We start from the raw sequence: 21,575 nt of genomic DNA on the forward strand, positions 1-21,575 counted from the left end.
GCACCTGCGGGACGCGTACGCGGACATCCGCCTCACGCAGGGCTCCGCGCTGGCGTGGGCGGACGTGCCCTTCGTGAAGACAGGCGCGTGGGAGGGCACGGTGGGCCTGGGGGCGGGCGTCGCGGGCTTCTGGCGCCGGACGGAGGCGCTGTCCACGCAGGTGGAGCCCACGCCGTCGCGGCTGCTCGCGGCCTTCGTCGTGGGGCCGGCGGTGCGCGTGGCGTGGCGGGTGGGGCCGGCGCTCGCACTGGAGGCGGCGCTGTCGGGTGAGGTGCTCCTGGGACGGCCCCGGCTGGGGTACTCGGCGGAGGGTGGCTTCGTGCTCCGGGAGGACGGCGCGTCGGTGCGTCCCCGACTGGGAGTGGGGATGGTGATTTTTCCGTGAGCACCGATGACCCGATCTGGCGGCGTCCCTTCTCCTTGAGGGGCATGAGGAGCTCGGGCTCACATGCGACCGTCGCGCCCCGTGGCGAGGACGCCCGGCTGATGGCGGCCATGCGGGGACAGCGCGACGCGACCGAAGCCCTGCTCCTGGAGCTGCTGCCGCGCGTGCGCAACCTGGTGCGCTACCTGGTGCGCGGGGACTCGGACGTGGAGGACATCGCCCAGGAGTCGCTCATCGCGCTGGTGCGGGGCCTGCCCACCTATCGCGGCGACGGGCGGTTCCACGGCTGGGTGGACCGGGTGGTGGTGCGCACCACGTTCGCGTGGCTCAAGCGTTCACGCGGACGCGAGGCCCGCTACAGTGGGGACCCGGTGGAGTTGTTGGCGGTGCCGTCCGACGAAGCGCCGGCGGACGAATATCTGCACCGCCGTCACCTGGTGACGTTACTGGACCGGTTGTCGACGGAGCAGCGGCACGCGCTGGTGCTGCACCACGTCCTGGAATTGAGCGTGCAGGAGATTTCGACAGAGCTGGGCGTCCCCTTCGAGACCGTGCGCAGCCGGCTGCGCCTGGGACGCACCGCCCTGCGCGCGCTGGCCTCGGATGGCGAGGCGCCCGAGGGGGAGTCGTCATGAGCCCCCGCCCCCCCGACGACGGTGAGGGTGAGCCGCTGGACGACCTGCTGCGGCCCCTGGACAACGGCAGTGGGCCCGCGCGGCGGCTGTCCCGGCAGCGTTCGAGCGCGCTCGTCCAGGCGGCGTTGGACGCGGCGCTCCAGCAGGCGCCGGAGCCTCCGCGAAGACGCAGGCGGCCTCCCGTGTGGTTGATGGCGGGCGCGGCGCTCGTCTTCACCGGGGCCGCGGCGGCCGCCGTGTGGCGCTACGCGCGGCCCGCGCAGCCGCACGCGCAGGTGCTGACGCCGGCCGTGCCGGAGCCGACGCAGGTGGCCACGCTGGAGCCGGTGCCCCTGCCCCCGCCCGCGCCGCCCGAGCCCTTCGTCATCGAGCATCCCCGGCCGCTGCGTCCGAGCATCACCGTGAAGGAGTCGTCGAAGCCGGAGGACCTGCTGCGGCAGGCCAACGCGCTCCGTTCGGCGGGGAAGTGGAAGGACGCGGAAGGGCTGTACCTGCGCGTCATCCGCGCGGAGCCGTCGTCGCTGGCCGCGTACGTCGCGCGCGTGGCCTCGGGGTCGCTGCGGCTGGAGCACCTGGGTGACGCGCGAGGCGCCCTGCGCCAGTACCAGGACGCGGTGCGGCTGCAACCCGGTGGCATGTTGGATCCAGAGGCGCGCCACGGCGTGGCGGAAGCCCACCGCGCCCTGGGCGACGCGGCGGCGGAGGCCCGGGCGCTGGGTGAGTTCCTCTCGCTGCATCCGGACTCGCCGCTGAGCGCGTCGTCGCGTGCGCGGCTCCGGGAACTGTCGCCGCCATGAGGTCGGCGTCACCTGCTTCGGACACGCAGCCTGTCCCCATGGATGAGAAGGTGAGAACACCGCGGGGCCGCCCTGCCCGCGGCGCTCGGCACGAACCTGTCCGACTGTCGGACAGGTTTGGACGGTCTCAACGGCCCCCCTGCGCCGACGCGCTCCCCCTGAGGTTTCCCAGCGGGCCGGCCTCGTCCCCCACCTTGGCCGGAGGGCTCCCCCGCCGCCCAGGCAGCGGAAACCTGTCCGACTGTCGGACAGGTTTGGAGAGCTACGCCGCATGGCGCGGCAAGGGGGCGGTTCCATGAGGCTCCGCATCACGCGGTTCATCCCGTGGGCCGCGCTGCTGAGCGCCGCGTGCACGGTGGATGATCCGGTGGCCACGCTGCGTTCACCCGACGCGGGGACCGACGTCCCGGAGGAATGGACGGCGCACTGCGCGGACAGTGGGCCTCCGCTCCTGCTGGGGAACCCGGCCTCGGGACCGCGGGTGTGCAGCGGCCAGCTGGCGCAGACGCTGTTCCGCCGCGCGGCGTGTTCCTGCGAGGGACTGTCCCTCAGCGCTCCCTTCACCGTGGACGCCTTCCGGAGCTCCGCGGGCCCCTACGCTCCCGGCGGCACGGACGGCGACGTGGGCGTGAATGGAGTCCTGTCCGCGAACGACCGCGTCACGGTGGGCGGCTCGCTCCAGGTAGGCGGCGTCCAGCTCAGCAGTCCGCTCACGGTAGGAGGCAGCCTGGACAGCAGCGGTCCCCTCTCCGGCCCCGGCACCTCCGCCACCGTGGCCGGTGACGCTCGGGTGAACGGGGACGTGGGGCTCGCCGCGCTCACCGTGGGCGGCGTGCTCACCGTGCCTCCGGAGTTCTCCCCGGGCCCTGCCCAGGCCTCGGAGCTGCGCCGCGAGCCCGTGCCCGCGGTCATCCCTTGTGACTGTGACGAGGGCTCCCGCTTCGACCCGGCCGCGCTCATCGCCCACCACACCGTGGACAACGACAACGCGGCCATCGGCCTGGATCCGGCGACGCTGACGGACGTCACCGGCGAGCGCGTGCTGGAGCTGCCCTGCGGGCGATTCCTGCTGACGCGCATCGCGGGGCCGGGCCACGCCACGCTGCGCATCCGGGGCCGCACCGCGCTGTTCATCCCTGGCGGCGTGGACCTGAGGGAAGCACTCACCGTGGACGTGCAGCCTCCCGGTGAGCTGGACCTCTTCCTCGCGGGGGGCGTCATCGTGTCCGGCAACCTCACGCTGGGCTCCGCCGCCCTGCCCTCGCGGGTGCGCGTCTACGTGGCGGGCTCGCAGGCGTTGGACATCTCCGCGGGCAGCACGCTCGCGGGCAACCTCTACGCGCCCCAGGCCCAACTCAACCTGAGCGGCAACGCGGAGGTCTTCGGCTCCCTGTTCGTGCGCCACCTGGAGTCGTCCGGCGCGGTGCGGGTGCACCACGACGCGGACGTGCTCGGCGCGGGCGCCGCATGCCCCTCCGGCTGATTCAGCGGAACACGACGGTCTTGTGGCCGTTGAGCAGGATGCGGTGCTGCACGAACCACGTCACCGCGCGGCCCAGCACCACGCTCTCCACGTCGCGGCCGATCGCCGTCAGCGCCTCGGGAGACAGCGTGTGGTCCACGCGCTCCACGTCCTGTTCGATGATGGGTCCCTCGTCCAGGTCGCCCGTGACGAAGTGGGCCGTCGCGCCAATCAGCTTCACGCCCCGGTCGTAGGCCTGCTGGTACGGCCGCGCCCCCTTGAAGCTGGGCAGGAACGAGTGGTGGATGTTGATGAGCCGCCCGCGCAGCGCATCGCACGTCCCGGCGGAGAGGATCTGCATGTACCGGGCGAGCACCACCAGGTCCACGCGCTGCTCACGCACCAGCTCCAGCAGGCGCGCCTCCTGCTGCTCCTTGTTCTCCGGCGTCACCGGCAGGTGGTGGAACGGAATGTCGTGGGACGCGGCCAGTTGGTAGAAGTCCCGGTGGTTGGAAACGATGGCCGGGATCTCCACCGGCAGGATGCCGCTGCGGTAGCGATACAGCAGGTCGTTCAGGCAGTGGCCGATCTTCGAGACCATCAGCAGCACGCGGGGCTTCTCCGCCGCGTCGTGCAGGTGCCACTCCATGGAGAAGCGCCCCGCGAGCGCCCCGAAGGCCTCGCGCAGCGCCGCGGGCTGCGCCTTCCCCTCTTCATCCGCGAAGTGCACGCGCATGAAGAACAGCCGCGTCCGCGGGTCGCCGTACTGGGCGCTGTCGAGGATGTTGCAGCCGTGCTCGGCGAGCCAGCCGGAGACGGCGTGGACGATGCCGCGCTGATCCGGGCACGACAGCGTGAGGATGTATTGGGCGGGACGCTCGGTCATGGACGGCGGCGACTATAGCCCTGGCGGGAGGAGGCCCATCCCCGAGCGTCAGGGAGTGTCCGGTGCCATGCGCGGGACACTTCCCTCTCCGGGAAGCGAACCTAGACTCCGGCCTGAGATGGCCGACCGTCCTTCAGCCAACGCGCCCCAACGCCGCCGGCCGGTGTCGGACTCCCTGCGCGAATATGGCCGGGGCATCGCGGGCGGACTGCTCTTCAGCCTGCCGCTGCTCTACACGATGGAGGTGTGGTGGGCGGGCTTCACGTCCCATCCGGGCAGCGTGCTGGGCTACCTGGTGGCCACCTACGTGCTGCTGCTCGGATACAACCGCTACGGCGGCTTCCGCCGGGACGTGGACTGGGCCGAAGTCTTCACCGACTCGCTGGAGGAGCTGGGGCTGGGGCTGCTCCTGTCCCTGGGGGTGCTCGTGCTCATCGGCCGCATCGGACAGGGCACGTCACCGCAGGAAGCGGTGGGCATGGTGGTGGTGGAGGCCGGCACGGTGGCCATCGGCGTGTCGGTGGGCACCGCGCAGCTGGGCGGCCAGCACCGCGAGGAGAACGAAGAAGAGGACAAGAAGCGGCTGGAGTCCGCGGACCACGTCCCCGGCCAGTTGGTCATCGCGTTCTGCGGCGCGGTGCTGTTCGCGGCCAACGTGGCGCCCACGGAGGAGATCGTGATGATCGCCGTGGAGGCGCGGCCCTGGGGCCTGCTGGGGCTCGCCGCGCTGTCGCTGCTGCTGGGCGGACTCATCCTCTTCCAGACCGACTTCACCCGAGCGCACCGCTTCACGCGCCGCCGGATGCGCCGGGACGTGCTCGCGGGCACGTTCGTCACCTACGCCATCGCGCTGCTGTCGAGCGCGCTGGTGCTGTGGTTCTTCGGCCGGTTCAACGGCAACGGCCTGAGCGTCTGCGTGGCGCAGGTGGTGGTGCTGGGACTGGCGTCGACGCTGGGAGCTTCCGCGGGGAGATTGCTCATCCAATCATGAAGACCCATTGGAACTGGCTGGAGGGCGTCGTCTTCATCGCGAGCTGCGTGCTCGTGGCGCTGGTCATGGGCTACCTGGCGGTGGACGCGTGGACGACGGGCAGCGGCCCGCCGGACCTGACCGTGCGGGTGGGCGCGCCGGTGGCCGCCGCGAACGCGAAGGAGTGGCGGGTGCCCGTCACGGTGACGAACCACGGCGACTCGGCGGCGGAGGAGGTCCACGTGCGCGTGTCGCTGCGAGGCGGCCGCGAGCCGAAGGAGGTGGCGGAGTTCGTGCTGGCGTACGTGCCGCGCCACTCCCAGCGCGAGGCCTGGGTCGCCTTCCGGCAGGAGCCGCCCCCTGAAGGCGTGGAGGCGCACGCGGTGGGCTTCGCCACGCCCTGACGCCCGCTGCTATCCTGGCCGCGCATGCGCGCGAGCAATCTGGGGTGGTGGGCCGCCGTGCTCGTCCTCGGACTGGGCGTGGCCGTGGTGTCCTTCCGGGAGCCGCGAGGCTCCGCCGCGTCCTCGAACGGACGCCTCCGCGACGCACGTCCTGGCCACCCGGTAGCGCGCTTCACGCAGCCGATGGCCATGTCCGCGGAAGGCTCGCTGCGCATCACCGGCGTCGTGCGCGATGCGCGCGGTCCCGTCGCGGGCGTACAGGTGTCCGCGTCCCGCGTGGATGCGGACACCCTGTCGGAGCGCCCCTGTCCACGGACGCTCCCTGGCCATGAGCACTCATCACAGCGGATGCGGCAGGAGGACTGCTGCTTCCAGGAGATGGAGCAGGAATACGCGCGCCTGGTGGAGGCTCGCGAAGGTGAAGCGTCCGTGCTCGCCCAGACGGTGACGGCGGAAGACGGGACGTTCGTGCTCGAGGGCCTGTCCACCAGCGCGCTCACCCTCTGGGCCATGGGTGACACGGGCGCGGCCGTGCAGCCGGACATCCCGGCCGGCAGCGACAACGTGACGCTGACGCTGGAGGACGGCGTCTTCCTCTCCGGCGGAGTGGTCGAGGAGTTCACGCGGACTCCCATTCCCAGCGCGCGGGTGACGCTGATCCACGAAGCCGGGTCCCGCTTCTTCGATGCGCTCGCGGACGCCCGTGGACGCTTCCGCGTCGGGCCCCTGCCCCCGGGCCGCTACCTGCGCGTCGCGAGCGCGCAGGGGTACCAGACCCAGGCCTTCCGCGACGACGTCTGGCTCGATGCCGACGTGGACGTGACGCTCGTGCTGCAACGGAAGCACCGGCTCGAGGGCGTGGTGCTGACACCCGAGGGACTTCCCGCGAGCGGCCTGGACGTCCATCTGGCGCTCTCCGAAGGAGCGGGCGAGACCTCGACCACCCGGAGCGATGGCCAGGGCCGGTTCGCCTTCGAGGACGTCTCCGCCTTTTCGCACGAACTCTGGACCCGGACCGGGGATGAGAGTGCCTATGGGCAGGCCTCGGTGACGCCTCCCAAGAAGGTGGTCCTCCGGATGATGCGCTTCGGGTTCATGGAGGGGACCGTGAGGGACGAGCAGCACAGGCCACTCGCGGGCGTGCGCCTGCGCGTGAAGGGCCAGCAACTGGGTGGCCAACCTGTTCCAGAGGTGCTGACGGATGAGGCAGGCCGTTATCGGCTGGGGCCGCTGTTGGAGCGCTCGGTCGACCTCCTGTTGCAGCGGGAGCACTACCTCGACAGGCGAGAGACGGTCCTCCTGGGCGGCGCCCCCCAGGGACCGTGGGACTTCACGCTCATGCGGGCCATGCTGGTCGAAGGCCAGGTGGTCGACACGGAAGGCCTGCCGCTCGCGGGGGCCCACGTGAAGCTCGACATGACCCACGGCACCCCGGGGCGCATCTGGGACCTGGCCGACCTCATGGAACCCGTCGTGGAGTCGGACGCGGCAGGCCACTTCACCGTGGACAGCGCGAATGCAGGCCCCAACCAGCTCTCCGTCACGGCCCAGGGGTTTCGCGCCGTGAAGCTCCCCGTGGAGGTTCCATCGACAGGCGTCCGGGTGGTGATGAGCCGCGGCGCTTCCGTGTCCGGCACGGTGATGGATGCGACAGGACGTCCCGTGAGCAACGTGGACGTCCGGCTCTGGAACACCGAACCGCTGAGTGGAGATCCCCACAGCGCCCCCGTGGACTCGCGGGGTGCCTTCTCCCTGGGAGGACTGGAGGCAGGGCACTACGTCCTGGAGGCCCGGCTGCGGACGCCCGGCATCGAGCACACCGCTTCGCAGCCCGTGGACCTGGAGGCGGAAACGCAGGCCACCGTGTCCGTGCGCTTCGAAGCGGGACGCACGCTTCAGGGGATGACGGTCGGCGGCGATGGACGACCGATGTCCGGCGTGCGCGTCCAGGCCTGCCTCCTGCTGGAGGACATCCCCGCGTGGCAGACCCACGCCCCCGACTGCAGCGTCACGGGAGAGAGCGGCGTCCTCTCCGGACCGGATGGCCGCTTCATCTTCAAGCACCTGACAGCCCCGGCCTACCAGCTCATCGCCTGGAAGGAAGGCTTTGCCTTCGCGCCGTCGCGGTCACAGGGAGGCACGCCGGACAGCGGCGCGCTGCTCGTCACCCAGGGACAGGGGGACACGCGGCTGGTCCTGGAGCGAAGACCCCGCTTGCGCGGACAGGTCGTGAGCGATGACGGGACACCGCTGCCCTGCAAGGTCCAGGAGCGGAACCCCTGGGTGCAGGTCCCGGACGGGACGTTCGACCTCCCGCTGCCAGACAATGGCCCCGGCATGCTCAAGGTGCGCGCGAAAGGCTTCTTCGATCTCAAGCGGGACTTCGTCGTGAAGCCTGGAGGGGATATCGACCTCGGCACGCTGCGGATGATCCGGAGCCGCACGGTGCGCTTCATCGTCTTGGATGAAGCGACACGCGTGCCGCTGGCGGGCTTCCGCGTCATGCTCACTCCGGACCGGGATGATGCGTTCTCCAACTCCGATCTTCTCTTCCATATCGGAGTCCTCGACGCGGAAGGGAGCCTGGAGCTGGAAGAGCTACCCTTCGCGGCCGCCACCGTCTCCGTCAGCATGCATGAAGGACCGCAGCAGGGAGAAAAGGACGTGCACCTCGACGCGACCCAGGAAGCCGTCACGGTGCTGATGCCCATCTCGAACCGCTGAGCCATCACGGTCGTGGGCGTTGCCAGCCTGGAGCCCACGCAGCACCGGCGTCTGGGTCCCGCTATCCTGCGCCTACGCACTTCAGGAGACACAGCGCATGCGCAGGGGGAATCGGCGAGCCTGGCTCGCCTTGGTGGGCGTCGTCGGGCTGTTGCTCCTGTCTTTCTTCGTCCTGCGCGGGCCTGTGGACGCCGCTGGCTCCGCGTCCCGGGGCTCCACCCCCGCCTCCGGGTTCTTCAACGGCTTTCGCGCGGGGCCGTCCTCCCGCGCCGCCATCGAGGGGCCGCGCATCACCGGCGTCGTGCGTGACGCGCGGGGCCCTGTCGCGGGCGCGCGCGTATTCGCATCCCGCGCGGAGCCGGAGGTCACGTTGTCGGAGCGCTCGTGTCCCCCTTCCGAGGATGCGTCCGCTGCGTCTTCGCACTGGCTGACGCAGTGCTGGAACGAAGCCTTCGACGAGCTGCTGGACCAGGTGGACCAGCGCGAGGGAGAAGCCCCCATCGTCGCGGAGACCACCAGCGCGGAGGACGGCACCTTCGTCCTGGATGGCCTTGCCGACGGGCTGGTCTCACTCCAGGCCTCCAGCGGCCAGGGCGTGGCGATGATCCCGGACGTGATGACGGGTCAGCAGGGCGTGGTCCTCGTGCTCGATGAAGGTCTCTTCTTCGGGGGCGTGGTCCTGGGTGATGTGCTGGAAACCAACCCCATCGAGGGGGCTCGCATCACCGCCTTCTCCCTGGAACACACGCGCTTCTTTCCCGCGACCAGTGGCGCGGATGGACGCTTCCGCATCGGGCCGGTACCGCCGGCCGACCATGGCATCCTCATCACGGCCCCGGGGTTCAGTCCGCTCCTGAGCGTGAAAGCGGATCCGCTGAAGACCACCTTCTTCCTGTACCGCCCCGCGAAGCACGCGGGCACGGCATTGACGGCGAAGGGAGTTCCCGCGCCCGGAATCTCCGTCCGCTTCTTCCTGCCCAGCATCACCCCCCAATTGCGCACTGCCCTCACGGATGCGCAGGGACGCTTCTCCTTCCCTTCCCTTGAAGGCATGTCCGCCGAGCTCTTCGCGGAGTCCCCGGCGCACGACGGCTTCGCGCACCTGGACACCGAGCCGCGCGAGGACATCGTCCTCACGCTGGGGCCCGGCATGGTCGTCCAGGGCACCGTCAGAGATGAGGCCGGAAACCCGATTCCCGGCGCCCGGGTCGAGGCCTTTCACGGCAATGAGACCGCACCGTCGCAGCAAGGCAGGACCGTCACGGATGCCCGAGGCCATTACCGGCTGGGGCCCCTGTTCCGGCTGCCGCACTTCGTGGGGGCCCACGCCGAGCGCCACGTCGACAAGACGGTGGAGTACGAGAAGCTCGGACAGGACGAGGCTTCGCTCGACTTCACCCTGCCTCGCGCCGTCTCCGTGGAGGGCGTCCTCGTCGACGAAGCGGACCAGCCGCTCGCGGGCTTCGAAGTGCAGTTGCATCCGGGCCGGCCGTCGCCCCCCTACCTGGGTGCCATCACGGACTTGAGCGTGACGGACGAAGCCGGACGCTTCCTCCTGGACGCGGAGGAGGCGGGCTCCGCGTGGCTGGACGTCGAGGACGCGACCTTCATCCCCCAGCGCTTCACCGTGACGCTTCCGTCGAACAACGTACGGCTGGTGCTGCGCCGGGGCGCGAGCGTCGCTGTCACCGTCTTGAGTGCGGCGGGTGCGCCGGTGCGGGGCGCCCTGGTGACACTCTGGAAGCGCGATGCGCGCGGCGAGTCAGACCATGCCGATGTCACCGATGCGCGAGGCCAGGTCACGCTCCAGGGGGTGGCTCCGGGCAGTTACGTGGCGGAGGCCCTGGTTCCAGGACGGGACGTGGATGTCCACGCCTCGCAACCGCTGGAGGTCCAGCTGGGAGAGGCGCCGTCCGTGACGCTGAGGGTGGAGGAAGGCCGGACCCTGCGGGGCGTCGTCGTGACGTCCCAGGGCCACCCCCTGCCTGGAGTCTTCATCCGCGCGAACATCCTGGACGCGGACCGCCCCCTCTACCGTGGCGAACGGTTCAGGACACGAGAGCAGCGCACCGTGGGGGCCCACACGGATGCCGAAGGCCACTTCATCCTGCGCTCGCTGAGCGCCGCCCGCCATGAGCTCACCGCCACGCTCGATGAATATGCCCTGGACGTCCAGACCTCGCAGGGCGTCCGTCCTGAAGGGACCGAGATCGCCGTGCTGGACCGGGACACCACGGAGGTCCGGCTGGTGCTGCGGCGCATCCCGCATGTGCGGGGCCGGGTGCAAGCGGAGGGCGGAGTCCCCCTGAAGTCCTTTGACGTGAATGGCCATCCGTACACAACCCCGGATGGCAGCTTCGACCGGCCTCTGTACGAAGCCAGCGGCCCCCAGCGGATCGTGGTGCAGGCCGAAGGGTTCGCGCCGGTGGACCGCACCGTCACACCGGACGGAGAAGACGACGTGGACCTCGGCACGCTCCTGCTGACGCGGGGAAGGACCCTGAGGGTGTTCCTGCGCGAGGCGGCGACGGGTGCGCCGTACACCGGACGCGTTCGCGACGACTCAGGCAAGGAGGAGACGGTGGCCGTCAGCCATCACGTCGAGGAAGACGGCGTCGCGGACGGCCCCTCCTTCCGGACGCCGACGCAAGTCGTGCCCGCGAAGGACGGCTCACTGCTGCTGGAGCGGCTGCCCACCACGGCGTGCACGCTCGAGGTGGACACCCAGGTCCACCTGCCGCTGCGCGTGACGGTGGGCGCGCAGCAGGACAGCATCACGCTCTCGCTCGAGAAGGGCGCCCGGGTGACGGGCCACGCCCGCGACGCGCAAGGCCAGCCCGTGAAGGCCCGGCTCTACTTCACGCGCTCCGATGGCACGACGCTTCGACGCTGGCCCCCCGCGGGTGACTTCACGCTCAGGGCCATTCCCCCGGGGCTCTACACGGTGGAGGCCTGGGCGGAGGAGCGGCCGGCGGACGTCCTCTTCCAGCCCCGCGCCGTGCGGATCCCCAGCAGTGGCGACGTCACGCTCGAGTTCGACGCCCTGGGCACGGGCACCACCGTCACGCTCCGGCTGCCAGAGGACGTCGACACCGCGTTCTTGCTGTCCGGACAGGCTCCCCTCCCCGACAGCCGCATGGACTTCCATCACCTGTTCATGCGGCAGCATCCCGTGCAGGAGTGGACCGGCATGTCCGTCACGTTCCGCCGTGTGCCCGCCGGCCACTACACCGTCCTCGCGCGCAACCGCGAAGGGGACCGCATCCACCGCGAAGAGCTGGACGTGCCCGCCGGAGGCAGCGTGTCCCACGACGTGAAGCCGGTGTGGCGGCCCTTCGCGCGCTGACGCACGGCGCAGGGTCCCGCTATCCTGCCGAGCATGGGGAATGGCAGACCTGGGGGACTGAAGCCTTGGCTGGGAGCCGTCGCGCTCGCCGTCGTCGCGCTCCTCGCCTTCCTCCTGTGGAACACCGAGCCGCCTGCGTCCGCGAAGGGCTCGCCCGTGCCCCCGGAGTCGTCCACGCGGAAGCCGGTGACCCGGCCGACACGGGTGACCACGCCCCCGAGTCCCGCGGGCACCGCGCGCATCACGGGCCGCGTGCTGGGAGCCTCCGGCCCGGCCGAGGGCGTGCGCGTCTCCGCCTCCCGCGTGGAGCCCGGGGTCACGCTGTCGGAGCGGCCCTGTCCCAATCCTTCCGGCCAGGACGACGCGCGGGCTCCGGCCCTCAAGAGCGGCGCGTGCAGCTTCGACGCCGAACGCATGCAGTGGGAGTCCGTGGAGGCCCGCGACGGCGAAGCCCCCGTGTTCGCGGAGGCGGCCACGGACGCGGAGGGCCGCTTCGTCCTGGAGGGACTGCCCGAGGGCCACGTCACGCTCTGGGCCCTGGGCGACACGGGCGCGGTGTCACAGGGGGGCGTGGCGGTGGGCTCGAACGACGTGGTGCTGACGCTGGAGCAGGGCGTCCTCTTCGAGGGGACCGTCACGGACACGGACCGCGAGACGCCCATCCCCGACGCGCGGGTGACGCTCGTCTCCCGCTGGCACACGCGCTTCTTCGACGCGGCCACCGACGCCGAGGGCCGCTTCATCGTGGGCCCCCTGCCCCAGGGCGACTACGCGGCCTTCGTCACCGCGGTGGACCGGTCCCCGTGGTTCCAGCCAGAAGTCGAATCGCTCACCGCCATGCAGCCCGTGGTGCTCGCGCGTGCGCTCTCCCTGACGGGACAGGTCCTCTCCGTGGACGGCGCGCCGGTGCCGGGCATCCTGGTGCACCTCGAAGGTGACACCGCGACGGCGTCCACCCAGCGCACCACGACCGACGGCGAAGGGCGCTTCCGCTTCACCGCGCCCGCCGTCCTCCATCAGCTCACCGCGGAGTCCGGAGGCGCGTTCGCCACGCTGGCTGTGACACCGCCCCTGGAGCACGTGGAGCTGCGGCTCCAGCCCGGCGTGTTCGTCACGGGCTCGGTGCGCGACGACGCAGGCCACCCCATCCCCCATGCGCGCGTGGAGACCTACCGCGAGGACGGCGGTCCCGTCACCGCCGAGGCGACCACCGTGACGGACGCAGGGGGCCGCTACCAGTTGGGACCCACGCGGTCCGGGCCGCACACCTTCCGGATCCTCGCGCCCCATCACCTGGACGTGGAGGTGCATGCGCAGAGGCTCCAGCAGGGCATGGCGCCCCTGGACTTCACGCTCCGGCGCGCGCAGAGCGTGGAGGGCCGCGTCGTCGACACGTCGGGCGCTCCAGTCGAGGGCATCCTCCTGAACCTGTGGGGCAGCTTCGGCACCGGGGACTACGGCTTCTCCGGCAGCGCCTGGCGCACGGATGCCACCGGGCACTTCGTCATCGACGTACAGCGCGCGGGGACGGGACACCTGTCCTTGGAGGAGTCGCCCTTCCAGAGTCAATCCATCGCAGTGCGCATCCCCTCGCGGGACGTGGTGGTGGTGCTGGACCGGGGTGCCTCCGTGTCCGGCACCGTCACCGATGCGCAAGGCCTGCCGCTGCGGGGGGCGACCGTGACGGCGTGGGCGGACGCGAAGGCGATCGAGGAAGACTCGGCGTCGGGCGATGACGCTCGCGCCGGCGTGACGGACGAGCAGGGGCGCTTCCATCTGCAAGGGATTGCCCCGGGCACGTACCTCCTGGAGGCCGTTGTCCAGGGAGACCTGATGGACGCATCCGTGTCGCAATCCATCACGCTCCAGGCGCGTGAACACCGGGACGTGTCCCTGCGCATGGAAGCGGGCCGTGAGCGCTCCGGCATCGCGGTGGATGGGACGGGCCAGCCGCTCGCGGACGTGGTGATCACCGCGAGCAGCTCCGGCGATGCGGTGTGGCAATACCACCTGAGTGAAGACGAGGGTCCTGCTGGCCTCCGCACGGGCCCGGACGGACGCTTCACGTTGCGAGGACTCGTGGCCTCCCGCTACGCCGTGTGGGCCGACCTGCCGGGCTACACCTTCCGCCCTGGGCGCTCGCAGGGGGGAGAGCCCCGCGAGGATCGCGGCGGCCTCTGGGTGGACTCCAGCGAGGCGCCCCTCCAACTCGTGCTGGAGCGAGACGGACGCATCCGGGGCCGCGTCGTGGCACCGGGAGGCCAGGCCGTCACCTCGTTCCAGGTGAAGGGCGCGGACCTCTACGACTCCGCCCAGCCCGCCGAGTGGCCGGACGGGGCGTTCGACCTTCCCTTCGGCATGGCGGGCCCGGCAACCCTGACCGTGGAAGCAGAGGGCTTCATGCCGCTGGAGCGCGCCGTGACGCTGACGGAAGGCGTGGACCTGGACCTGGGCGTGCTGACGCTCGACCCTGGCTGGACGCTGCGGCTCGCGGTCCACGACGCGGAGACCGGCGAAGCCCTGTCCCAGCTGGAATCCTTCCGGGCGACCCTCACCAGGCCAGGAGACTCCGACCTCGCCCGCGCGAGGTCGCGTCCCCAGAACGTCCCCCTTCGCGACGGCGTCTACACCCTGTCGCAGCTGCCGCCCCCGCCCTTCACCCTGGAGCTCCGGAGCCGGAACACGCGTCCCTTCGAGCAGGAGGTGACGGCCCGCGTGGACACGCTCACCGTCGCCCTGGACCGCGCCGCGGCGGTGCGGCTCCTGGCCCGGGACACGAACGGCGCGCCCCTGCCCGCGCTCGTCTCGCTGAAGGAGCTGGGCGCCCATCCCATGCCCCGCTACCAGGACTTCGCCCCGGGGGGCACCCTCGTCCTCCGAGGCGTCGAACCCGGCGAGTACCTGCTGGATGCCCGCGCGGCCGACCCGGACGAAGGGCCCCGCTTCACGCCCCGGAAGGTGCTGATTCCCCCCCGGGGCGAGGTGACCTTCACCGTGGAGGCGAGCTCACCTTGAGGCGCCGCGGGCCTGGTTGGCGCGCTCCCACGCGTCCTGCCAGGCCATGCCCGTGCCCGGCGCGTAGTGCGACGCCGCGCCCTTGCACCAGCCGGAGTACGGGAAAGGCTTGCAGCGGTAGAGGAGCCCGTCCGTGCCCTCCACCAACGTGCCCGCCGTGTAGCTGTCGATGCCCGCCGGGTACTTGTACTGCGCGGACCCGCCGGTGGACGGCTTCTCGATGTCCACCTGGAACGCGTAGCCCGTCTCCTTCGCGTACACGCGGTTGCCCAGCGCGTCCTGCACCGGCGTCACGATGCCCGTCGTCTGGAGCACGCCCACCTGCACGCGGCTGGAGCCTGAGTTCACCTGCTGCGCCAGCCGGTACATCCACGTGGCCGCGGGCGTGGCCGCGTCGAGCGTCAGCGGATGCGACTCGGCGTCGCGGCCCGCGCTGTCGAAGAGGCGGAAGGTCACCTTGCTCGACTTGGGCAGATCCTCGCGCGCCTGCACCTGGCCCAACTCCTTCCACGCCGCTGGCGGGGGCGGCGTGTCGCTGAACTTCACGTCCGTGCAGGCGTAGAAGGCCTCCGGGCTGTCCGCGCGCTGCCAGATGGCGTAGATGACGTGCGGGCCCGTCCGGCTCGCCGGGAAGGGGCAGTCGAGCCGGTAGCGGTTGTTCACCGCGGACACGTTGGTGACGTTGCAGAACGGCGTCGACTCCAGGTCCGACCACTTCAGGGGCAGCGCCGGGTTGTAGCCCTCCTTCGTCACGAAGAGCTGGAAGTAGCCCGTGGCGTGCACCGCGGTGGCGTGGAAGACGAACTCGAAGCGGCCGTTGCCGTCCGGGGTGATGAGCGTGGACGGCCAGTCCGTGCGCGCCAGGTCCAAGCCCTTGTGACTCTCATTGGCGGCGCTGCACAGCTTGCCGTCGGGGATGATTTCGCGGTGACGCCCGTTGGCGGCGCCCTGCCGGACGCCGTTCCAGTCATAGAGCGCCTGCGTCCCACCGGCCTGCACCGCGGCCTTGCACGCGGCGGACCTGGGGCTCTCCGGCCCTTCCTTGAAACATCCATAGACGCGGCTCAGCGGCACTTCCATGGAGCCGTGCGCCGCCGCCGGACCGGCGGACAGCAGGGAGACGAAAGCGAGCGACGCGGTGAAGGCCTTGCGGATTGCTGGGAACATCCCTTCCTCCTCTGTTCGAAAACAAAGGAGGAAAGGACCGGGCAAATCGGGTCAACGGCCGCTCAGGCCAGCAGCTCCGTCAGCAGGCCCTTGGGCAGCGTGGGGTCGCCAAAGTCGTCCAGCGGCCCGCCGGCCGCGTTCTTCAGGCCCACCGCGGCGCCAATCGTGTTGAGCATCTTGTGGAGGTTGGGGCTGCTGTTGCCGCTCGCCGCCGTCACCGCCACGCCCTGCTTGAGGTAGCCGTTGCAGCTGCCCGCCAGGACGAACGGGATGTGGCGCGCCGAGTGCGCCGGCCCGTTGCCCAGGTCGTTGAACCAGACGGACACGCCCTGGTCGACCAGCTTCTTGCCGTCCGGCAGGGTGTACGCCGCCAGCTGGTCCAACAGGTAGTTGAAGGTCCGCGCGAACTGCGCGTCCACGCGCGAGTGCAGCACGTCCGACCCGGCGATGATGCCGCCCGACGAGTCGTGCGACGAGCGGCGATGGGAGATGTAGTGGAAGTTCTCCATCAGCTGCCCCGTGGTGGGGTCGCGGTAGCGCGTGGCGCTGTCGTTGCCGTTGCCCACCTGGATGGCCACCGAGCGCGTGGTGCCGCACGCCACCGCCAGCACCGCGATGTCCATGTGCAGCCGCACCGTGGCCAGCACCTCGTCGCCGTCCGTGCTGTTGTAGCCGGGCGCCTGCTGCTGGAGCCGCAGCTCCTCGTCCGCGCGGGCGCGGCAGCTGAGCGCCACCTCCAGGTCGCGCACGTTGGACAGGTGCAGGTCCAGGCGCTGCCGGTCCGTGCTGCTCAACTCCGGCCGCGACTGGAGCGCCTTCAGCTGGCCCGACACCAGGTCGTTGAGGCTCTTCTGGCGCACCAGCAGCTGCTCGCGCGCCTCCGGTGAGAGGCCCCCGGGACCGCCCACCATGGTCTGGTAGGCCACCCACGGGTCGTGCAGCGCGGCCCGGCGCGAAGCGCTGCCCCGGTGGGAGATGCAGGGGCCGCCCAGCCACCCGCCGGCCTGCCCCGCGTAGAGGTAGAGCGAGTCGCGCTTCTGCGGGTTCAGCTCGCGGCCGATGCGGTGGTCCAGCGACTCACCGGACGCCTCGGAGTCGCCGCCCACGCCCTCCACGGCGGGGCCCCGCGCGGTGAGGCACTGCAGCGCGCCTCGGGCGTGGCCGTCCCCGTAGTTGTAGTCCTTCATGTTGACGTTGCGCACCACCAGCAGGCGCGCGCGGTGGTCCGCCAGCTCCACCAGCGACTTGCCCGCGAGCGTCGTGGTGGAGAGGTTGCCCAGCGGCTCCGGCCAGAAGCGCTCCGGCTCGTTGCCCAGCTCGGAGGTGCTCTGCGCGGCGGCCACACCATCCGCCTGGCGCAGGAAGATGGCGAAGGGCAGCGCGTCCGCCTCCGCCGCCTGGGCCTTGCGGGGCATCAGCCCCTCCAGCACCGGCAGCCCCAGCATGACGCCACCCAGGCCCTGCAACACGCGTCGACGGCTCAGTTTCACGGCAGCTCCTCCGGGTGGCGAGTCACGAAGCCCACGCCCGTCACGACCTCGACGACCAGGTCCACGATGGGCAGCTGACCGGACTGCGACAGCTTGCCCAGCCGCGCCACCAGCGCGTCGTCCTCCGCCACGGCGGGGCGCCCACTCAGGAACTCCACCCAGTGGCGCGCGTAGCACTCATGCACCGCCTGCGTGGTCGCGAGCGCGTCCGCCAGGTCCAGCGCGTCCTTCACCGACACCTGCTGTCCGCCAATGCCCGGCGCCGCCGAGGCGTCCACCGGGTGCCCGTTGTCCGTCGTGCGGTAGCCGCCCACGGCGTCGAAGTTCTCGAACGGGAAGCCCAGCGGGTTGATGAGCGTCGAGTGGCAGGACGCGCACACCGTGCCGGGCGCCTCCGTGTGCGACGTCACCACCTCGCGGTTGGTGCGGCCGTTGGGCGCGGGCAGCGCGGGGATGTTGGCCGGCGGCGCGCCAATCTTCTGACACAGCAGGTGCTCCGACAGGAACACGCCGCGGTGGATGGGGTCCGGGTCGATGGACGTCGCGTGCGACGCGAGGAAGCCCACCTGCGTGAGCACGCCCCGGCGCTGCGCCCCGTCCAGCGTCACCGGCACGAAGTCCGCGGTGAAGTTCCCGGTGAGGCCGTAGATGCGCGCCAGCTCGTCGTTGACGAAGGTGTCGCGCGACGTGAGCAGGTCCGCGAAGCGCCCCTTGCGCCCGAAGACGACGTCCTGGACGAAGAGCGCGTTCTCCTTCGCGGCGGACTCCGCCAGCTTCGCGGTGACGGTGGGGAAGCGCGTCGTGTTGGGCCGGATGCTCGCGTAGCGGGGCACGTCGAAGACGGCCTGGTGGTAGGCGTCCACCACGCCGCGCGCCCGGGGGTCCGCCATCATCCGGCGCGCCTCGGAGGCCACGCCCTCGCGCTTCGCCAGCATGCCCTCGCGAGCGGCGGCGAACAGCGCGTCGTCCGGCATGGAGTTCCAGAGCGCGTAGCTCAAGCGGGACGCCACCTCGAACGCGTCCAGCGGCACCTTGCCGTCCGCCGCCTGCGTGCTGCGCTCCACGCGGTAGAGGAACAGGGGCGACTGGAGGAAGCCCTCCAGCACCAGCCGCAGGCCGCCCTGGAACGCGGCCATCGTCGGGTACGCCTTCGGGCCCTCGCGGTACAGCTTCAGGTACGTCTCCACCTCGTCCGCGGTCAGCGGGCGGCGCAGGGCGCGCAGGCCGAAGGACTCCACGAACGCCTTCGCGCGCGCCTCGTCCGTGGTGCTGCCCGCCGGCAGCAGCTTGCCCAGCTTCGTCGCGTCCGTGGCCACCTGCCCGGCCAGGTCCGCCGCCGCGCGCTGGTACGCGCCCCACAGCGCCTCGTCCACCGACAGCGCGCGGGCGTCGTTGTCGAAGAGGAAGCCGCTCTGGGACGGATCCGCGCGGAACGACTGCGCCAGCGCCGTGGGCGCCGCGTCCAGCTTGAGCAGGTCCTTCACGGTGCTCAGCCACTGCGCATGCGTCAGCCGCGCGACGCGCACCGAGCGCGCCGCCTGCTCCACGCCGGCAGGGGGAGGTTTGTTCGTCCCGCCAGGGCCCGGATTGCGCGGATTCGCCGCGTCAGAAATCTGGCCTTCGCAGGCAGTCAGGAAACTCAAGGTTCCCGCGAGCAGCGCGGAAGTCCACCGTCGTTGACGTAGCGCCATGGGGGGAAGCGCCTCCGTTCGTTGGAGGTCATCCCACTGGGGAAGCGTCAGGAAGTCAATCCGTACACCGGCCGGCCGGACCCTGCGTCACACGAATACTGGAAACCGCTGCCGGCACCGGATCCGCCGGGGCTCAGCCGGGAATAAGGAAGCGCGCGATGACGCGCTTGAGGCCCACGTTGCCGCCGAACTCCACGGTGACCTTGGCGTTGGGACCACTGCCCTCCGCGGCGACGATTCGGCCGGAGCCGAACTGTTCGTGGCGCACGCGCATGCCGCGCACGTCGCCGCCCACGCCATCCATGTCGGACGAGGCCTGCGAATAGCTGCGGTCCACGCGCGGGCCCGTCTCGTCGTCGTCCCAGTTGCGGCGGCGCTGCGGCATGGCGGCGGCGCGCGGCGGGGGCGGCAGGTCGTTCTCCTTGAAGCCGAACAACGCCTGCGGCACGTCCGCGAGGAAGCGGCTGGGCGGGTTGTACTTGAGCTCACCGAAGAGGGAGCGGCACTGCGCCAGGCTCACGAAGAGCCGCTTGCGCGCGCGGGTGAAGCCCACGTAGCAGAGCCTCCGCTCCTCGGCCATCTCCTCGCCGCCGTCCGGGTCGTCGCTCTTGAGCGCGCGGGAGTGAGGGAAGACGCCCTCCTCCAGGCCGGTGAGGAACACGGCGTCGAACTCCAGGCCCTTGGCCGCGTGCAGCGTCATCAGCGCCACGCGGCCCTCGCTCACCTCCGCGTCCGCCTCGCCCACCAGGCTGATCTGCTCCAGGAAGGCCTGCAGCGGCGGCACGTCCGCGGTGAGCGGCGCGGAGTCCACGCCCTCCGGCGCCTCCTCCTCGCGCGCCTCCACCGCCTGGGCGGCTGCCACCATGTCGGACGCGCGCTTCAGGTCGAACTCCTGCGCGGCGCCCAGGAGCTCCTTCAGGTTCTCCGCGCGGGTGAGCGCCTCGTCGCTGCCCTCCGCGACGAGCGTCTCCACCAGCTTCGACTCCTTGAGCATCTGGTCCACCGCGCCCGCCGCGTCCTTCGCCGTGAGGGAGAAGGCGTGCAGCGACTGGAGCAGCTGGTGGAAGCCGCCCAGCCGCTTCTGCGCGGTGGCGTTGAGGGACGGGATGCGGTGGCGCTCGCCCAGGGCCTCGTAGAGGCTCAGGCCCTGCTCGTTCGCGAAGTCGGTCAGCCGCTCCTCGGTGGTGTCACCGATGCCGCGCGCCGGCACGTTGAGCACGCGCAACAGGTCCGCGTCCGAGCGCGGGTTCACCATCAGCCGCAGGTACGCGGAGGCGTCACGCACCTCCGCGCGGTCGTAGAAGCTGCGTCCGCTCACCAGCTGGTACGGCACGCGCGCCAGCCGCAGCGCCTCTTCCAGCACGCGGCTCTGCGCGTTGGTCCGGTAGAACACCGCCATGCTGGAGAACTTGATGAAGCCCTCGCGCTGGACGGCCAGGATGCGCCGGGCCACCTCCTGCGCCTCCGCGCGCTCGTCGCGGTGGAGCAGCAGCTCCAGGTTCTCCCCCTTGGGCCGCTCGCTCCAGAGCTTCTTCTGCATGCGGCGCGGGTTCTTGGAGATGACCTCGTGCGCGGCAGTGAGGATGTTCTGGTCGGAGCGGTAGTTCTGCTCCAGCTTCACCACCCTCGCGCCCGGGTACTGCATGGGGAACTGGAGGATGTTGTCCACGTCCGCGCCGCGCCAGCGGTAGATGGACTGGTCGTCGTCGCCCACCACCACCAGGTTCGCGGACGGCGGCGGGGCCAGCTGCCGCAGGAGCGCGTACTGCACGGGGTTGGTGTCCTGGAACTCGTCCACCAGCACGTGCGTGAAGCGCGTGCGGTAGCGCTCCAGCACGTCCGGCCGGTCGCGGAAGAGCTTCACGAGCAGCAGCAGCAGGTCACCGAAGTCCACCGCGTTCGCCGCGCGCAGCAGCTTCTGGTAGCCCGCGTACACGCGCTTGACGATCTGCCCGCGCACGTCCTCCTGCTCCACGCGCATGTCCTCCGGCAGCCGCGCGGCGTTCTTCTCCTGGTCGATGCGGTGCAGGATTTCGCGCGGCTGCATCACCGGCTCCACGCCCGTGTCGCGCATGGCGCGCTTCACCAGGTTGAGCTGGTCGCCGTCGTCGTAGATGACGAAGGACCGCGTCAGGCCCGCGGCCTCCGCCTCGCGGCGGAGAATCAACGCCGAGGCCGAGTGGAACGTGCTCACCACCAGGTCATTGGCCTGCGCGCCCAAAAGCTGGGTGAGGCGCTCGCGCATCTCGCGCGCGGCCTTGTTGGTGAAGGTGACGGCCAGGATGCGCCACGGGAAGACGCGGCGCACCTTCACCAGGTGGGCCACACGGCGGGTGATGACGCGCGTCTTGCCGCTGCCGGCGCCCGACAGCACGAGCAGGGGGCCGTCGCCGTGGAGCACGGCTTCCGCCTGGGGCGGGTTGAGATCTTCGAGGAGGGCGGTTTCGTGGGCGTTCACGGAGGGTTCCACCAGGGGGAAGAACCCCGTCTTCTAACGTCTTTCGCGCGACGGTGCCGGGTCTTCCGCCAGGCCTGCCGCCCGCCGGGCCGTCCGCCCTCGGGCCGGGCAGGAGCGTGGGATATAAAAGGCCCACCTCCCATGT

At 71.1% G+C, this 21,575-nt stretch carries 13 protein-coding genes and 1 pseudogene; 9 read left to right on the plus strand and 5 right to left on the minus strand.

Annotation, left to right across the window (positions count from 1 at the left end):
* The 4 genes and pseudogenes from D7W82_RS40655 to D7W82_RS26940 all read left to right on the plus strand — a co-directional run.
* Positions 1–385: pseudogene (locus D7W82_RS40655) on the plus strand (hypothetical protein); the annotation flags it as partial.
* A gap of 44 nt (positions 386–429) precedes the next feature.
* Entirely contained in the window at positions 430–1,020 is a 591-nt protein-coding gene (locus D7W82_RS26930; RefSeq protein ID WP_233587953.1) for an RNA polymerase sigma factor, read from the plus strand.
* Positions 1,017–1,817: a tol-pal system YbgF family protein gene (locus tag D7W82_RS26935; protein WP_120621084.1), complete on the plus strand. Its 801-nt coding sequence runs from the start codon at positions 1,017–1,019 to the stop codon at positions 1,815–1,817. Before D7W82_RS26930 ends, D7W82_RS26935 begins: the two co-directional genes overlap by 4 nt.
* A 295-nt stretch (positions 1,818–2,112) precedes the next feature.
* Positions 2,113–3,300, plus strand: a complete 1,188-nt coding sequence (locus D7W82_RS26940; protein ID WP_120621095.1) for a hypothetical protein — start codon at positions 2,113–2,115, stop codon at positions 3,298–3,300.
* 1 nt (position 3,301) lies between these two features.
* On the opposite strand, the gene purU is transcribed toward D7W82_RS26940, so the two are convergent.
* On the minus strand, positions 3,302–4,165 hold the full coding sequence (gene purU, locus D7W82_RS26945; protein ID WP_120621085.1) for a formyltetrahydrofolate deformylase: 864 nt from the start codon (positions 4,163–4,165) through the stop codon (positions 3,302–3,304).
* A gap of 118 nt (positions 4,166–4,283) precedes the next feature.
* Here purU and D7W82_RS26950 point away from each other — a divergent pair, with 118 nt between their 5' ends.
* The 5 genes from D7W82_RS26950 (at position 4,284) to D7W82_RS26970 (ending at position 14,624) form a co-directional block, all read left to right on the plus strand.
* Positions 4,284–5,156 carry a TIGR02587 family membrane protein gene (locus D7W82_RS26950; RefSeq protein ID WP_120621086.1) on the plus strand — a complete coding sequence of 291 codons (873 nt, stop codon included), beginning with the start codon at positions 4,284–4,286 and terminating at the stop codon, positions 5,154–5,156.
* Complete coding sequence (locus tag D7W82_RS26955; RefSeq protein ID WP_120621087.1) at positions 5,153–5,539, plus strand: hypothetical protein; 387 nt, start codon at positions 5,153–5,155, stop codon at positions 5,537–5,539. Before D7W82_RS26950 ends, D7W82_RS26955 begins: the two co-directional genes overlap by 4 nt.
* A gap of 24 nt (positions 5,540–5,563) precedes the next feature.
* Positions 5,564–8,263: a carboxypeptidase-like regulatory domain-containing protein gene (locus tag D7W82_RS26960; protein WP_120621088.1), complete on the plus strand. Its 2,700-nt coding sequence runs from the start codon at positions 5,564–5,566 to the stop codon at positions 8,261–8,263.
* 97 nt (positions 8,264–8,360) lie between these two features.
* Positions 8,361–11,609 carry a carboxypeptidase regulatory-like domain-containing protein gene (locus D7W82_RS26965; RefSeq protein WP_120621089.1) on the plus strand — a complete coding sequence of 1,083 codons (3,249 nt, stop codon included), beginning with the start codon at positions 8,361–8,363 and terminating at the stop codon, positions 11,607–11,609.
* A gap of 33 nt (positions 11,610–11,642) precedes the next feature.
* A complete protein-coding gene (locus D7W82_RS26970; protein ID WP_120621090.1) occupies positions 11,643–14,624 on the plus strand; it encodes a carboxypeptidase-like regulatory domain-containing protein in 2,982 nt (993 codons plus the stop codon).
* On the opposite strand, the gene D7W82_RS26975 is transcribed toward D7W82_RS26970, so the two are convergent.
* The 4 genes from D7W82_RS26975 to D7W82_RS26990 all read right to left on the minus strand — a co-directional run bounded on the left by D7W82_RS26975 (position 14,616) and on the right by D7W82_RS26990 (position 21,430).
* A complete protein-coding gene (locus D7W82_RS26975; protein WP_120621091.1) occupies positions 14,616–15,791 on the minus strand; it encodes a lytic polysaccharide monooxygenase in 1,176 nt (391 codons plus the stop codon). The two genes, D7W82_RS26970 and D7W82_RS26975, sit on opposite strands and share 9 nt — an antisense overlap.
* Positions 15,792–15,853: 62 nt before the next feature.
* Positions 15,854–17,281: a DUF1552 domain-containing protein gene (locus D7W82_RS26980; protein WP_120621092.1), complete on the minus strand. Its 1,428-nt coding sequence runs from the start codon at positions 17,279–17,281 to the stop codon at positions 15,854–15,856.
* On the minus strand, positions 17,278–18,924 hold the full coding sequence (locus D7W82_RS26985; RefSeq protein ID WP_233587954.1) for a DUF1592 domain-containing protein: 1,647 nt from the start codon (positions 18,922–18,924) through the stop codon (positions 17,278–17,280). Before D7W82_RS26985 ends, D7W82_RS26980 begins: the two co-directional genes overlap by 4 nt.
* A gap of 181 nt (positions 18,925–19,105) precedes the next feature.
* On the minus strand, positions 19,106–21,430 hold the full coding sequence (locus D7W82_RS26990; RefSeq protein ID WP_370451076.1) for an ATP-dependent helicase: 2,325 nt from the start codon (positions 21,428–21,430) through the stop codon (positions 19,106–19,108).
* Positions 21,431–21,575 lie beyond the last annotated feature (145 nt).

It is taken from the genome of Corallococcus sp. CA049B, assembly GCF_003611685.1.
Classification (GTDB): domain Bacteria; phylum Myxococcota; class Myxococcia; order Myxococcales; family Myxococcaceae; genus Corallococcus; species Corallococcus coralloides.

What these genes read in the sequence shown, in the direction of transcription:
- D7W82_RS26930 (WP_233587953.1), top strand. Translation starts at nt 430, where the DNA reads ATGAGGAGCTCGGGCTCACATGCGACCGTCGCGCCCCGTGGCGAGGAC.
- D7W82_RS26935 (WP_120621084.1), top strand. Translation starts at nt 1,017, where the DNA reads ATGAGCCCCCGCCCCCCCGACGACGGTGAGGGTGAGCCGCTGGACGAC.
- D7W82_RS26940 (WP_120621095.1), top strand. Translation starts at nt 2,113, where the DNA reads ATGAGGCTCCGCATCACGCGGTTCATCCCGTGGGCCGCGCTGCTGAGC.
- purU (WP_120621085.1), bottom strand. Translation starts at nt 4,165, where the DNA reads ATGACCGAGCGTCCCGCCCAATACATCCTCACGCTGTCGTGCCCGGAT.
- D7W82_RS26950 (WP_120621086.1), top strand. Translation starts at nt 4,284, where the DNA reads ATGGCCGACCGTCCTTCAGCCAACGCGCCCCAACGCCGCCGGCCGGTG.
- D7W82_RS26955 (WP_120621087.1), top strand. Translation starts at nt 5,153, where the DNA reads ATGAAGACCCATTGGAACTGGCTGGAGGGCGTCGTCTTCATCGCGAGC.
- D7W82_RS26960 (WP_120621088.1), top strand. Translation starts at nt 5,564, where the DNA reads ATGCGCGCGAGCAATCTGGGGTGGTGGGCCGCCGTGCTCGTCCTCGGA.
- D7W82_RS26965 (WP_120621089.1), top strand. Translation starts at nt 8,361, where the DNA reads ATGCGCAGGGGGAATCGGCGAGCCTGGCTCGCCTTGGTGGGCGTCGTC.
- D7W82_RS26970 (WP_120621090.1), top strand. Translation starts at nt 11,643, where the DNA reads ATGGGGAATGGCAGACCTGGGGGACTGAAGCCTTGGCTGGGAGCCGTC.
- D7W82_RS26975 (WP_120621091.1), bottom strand. Translation starts at nt 15,791, where the DNA reads ATGTTCCCAGCAATCCGCAAGGCCTTCACCGCGTCGCTCGCTTTCGTC.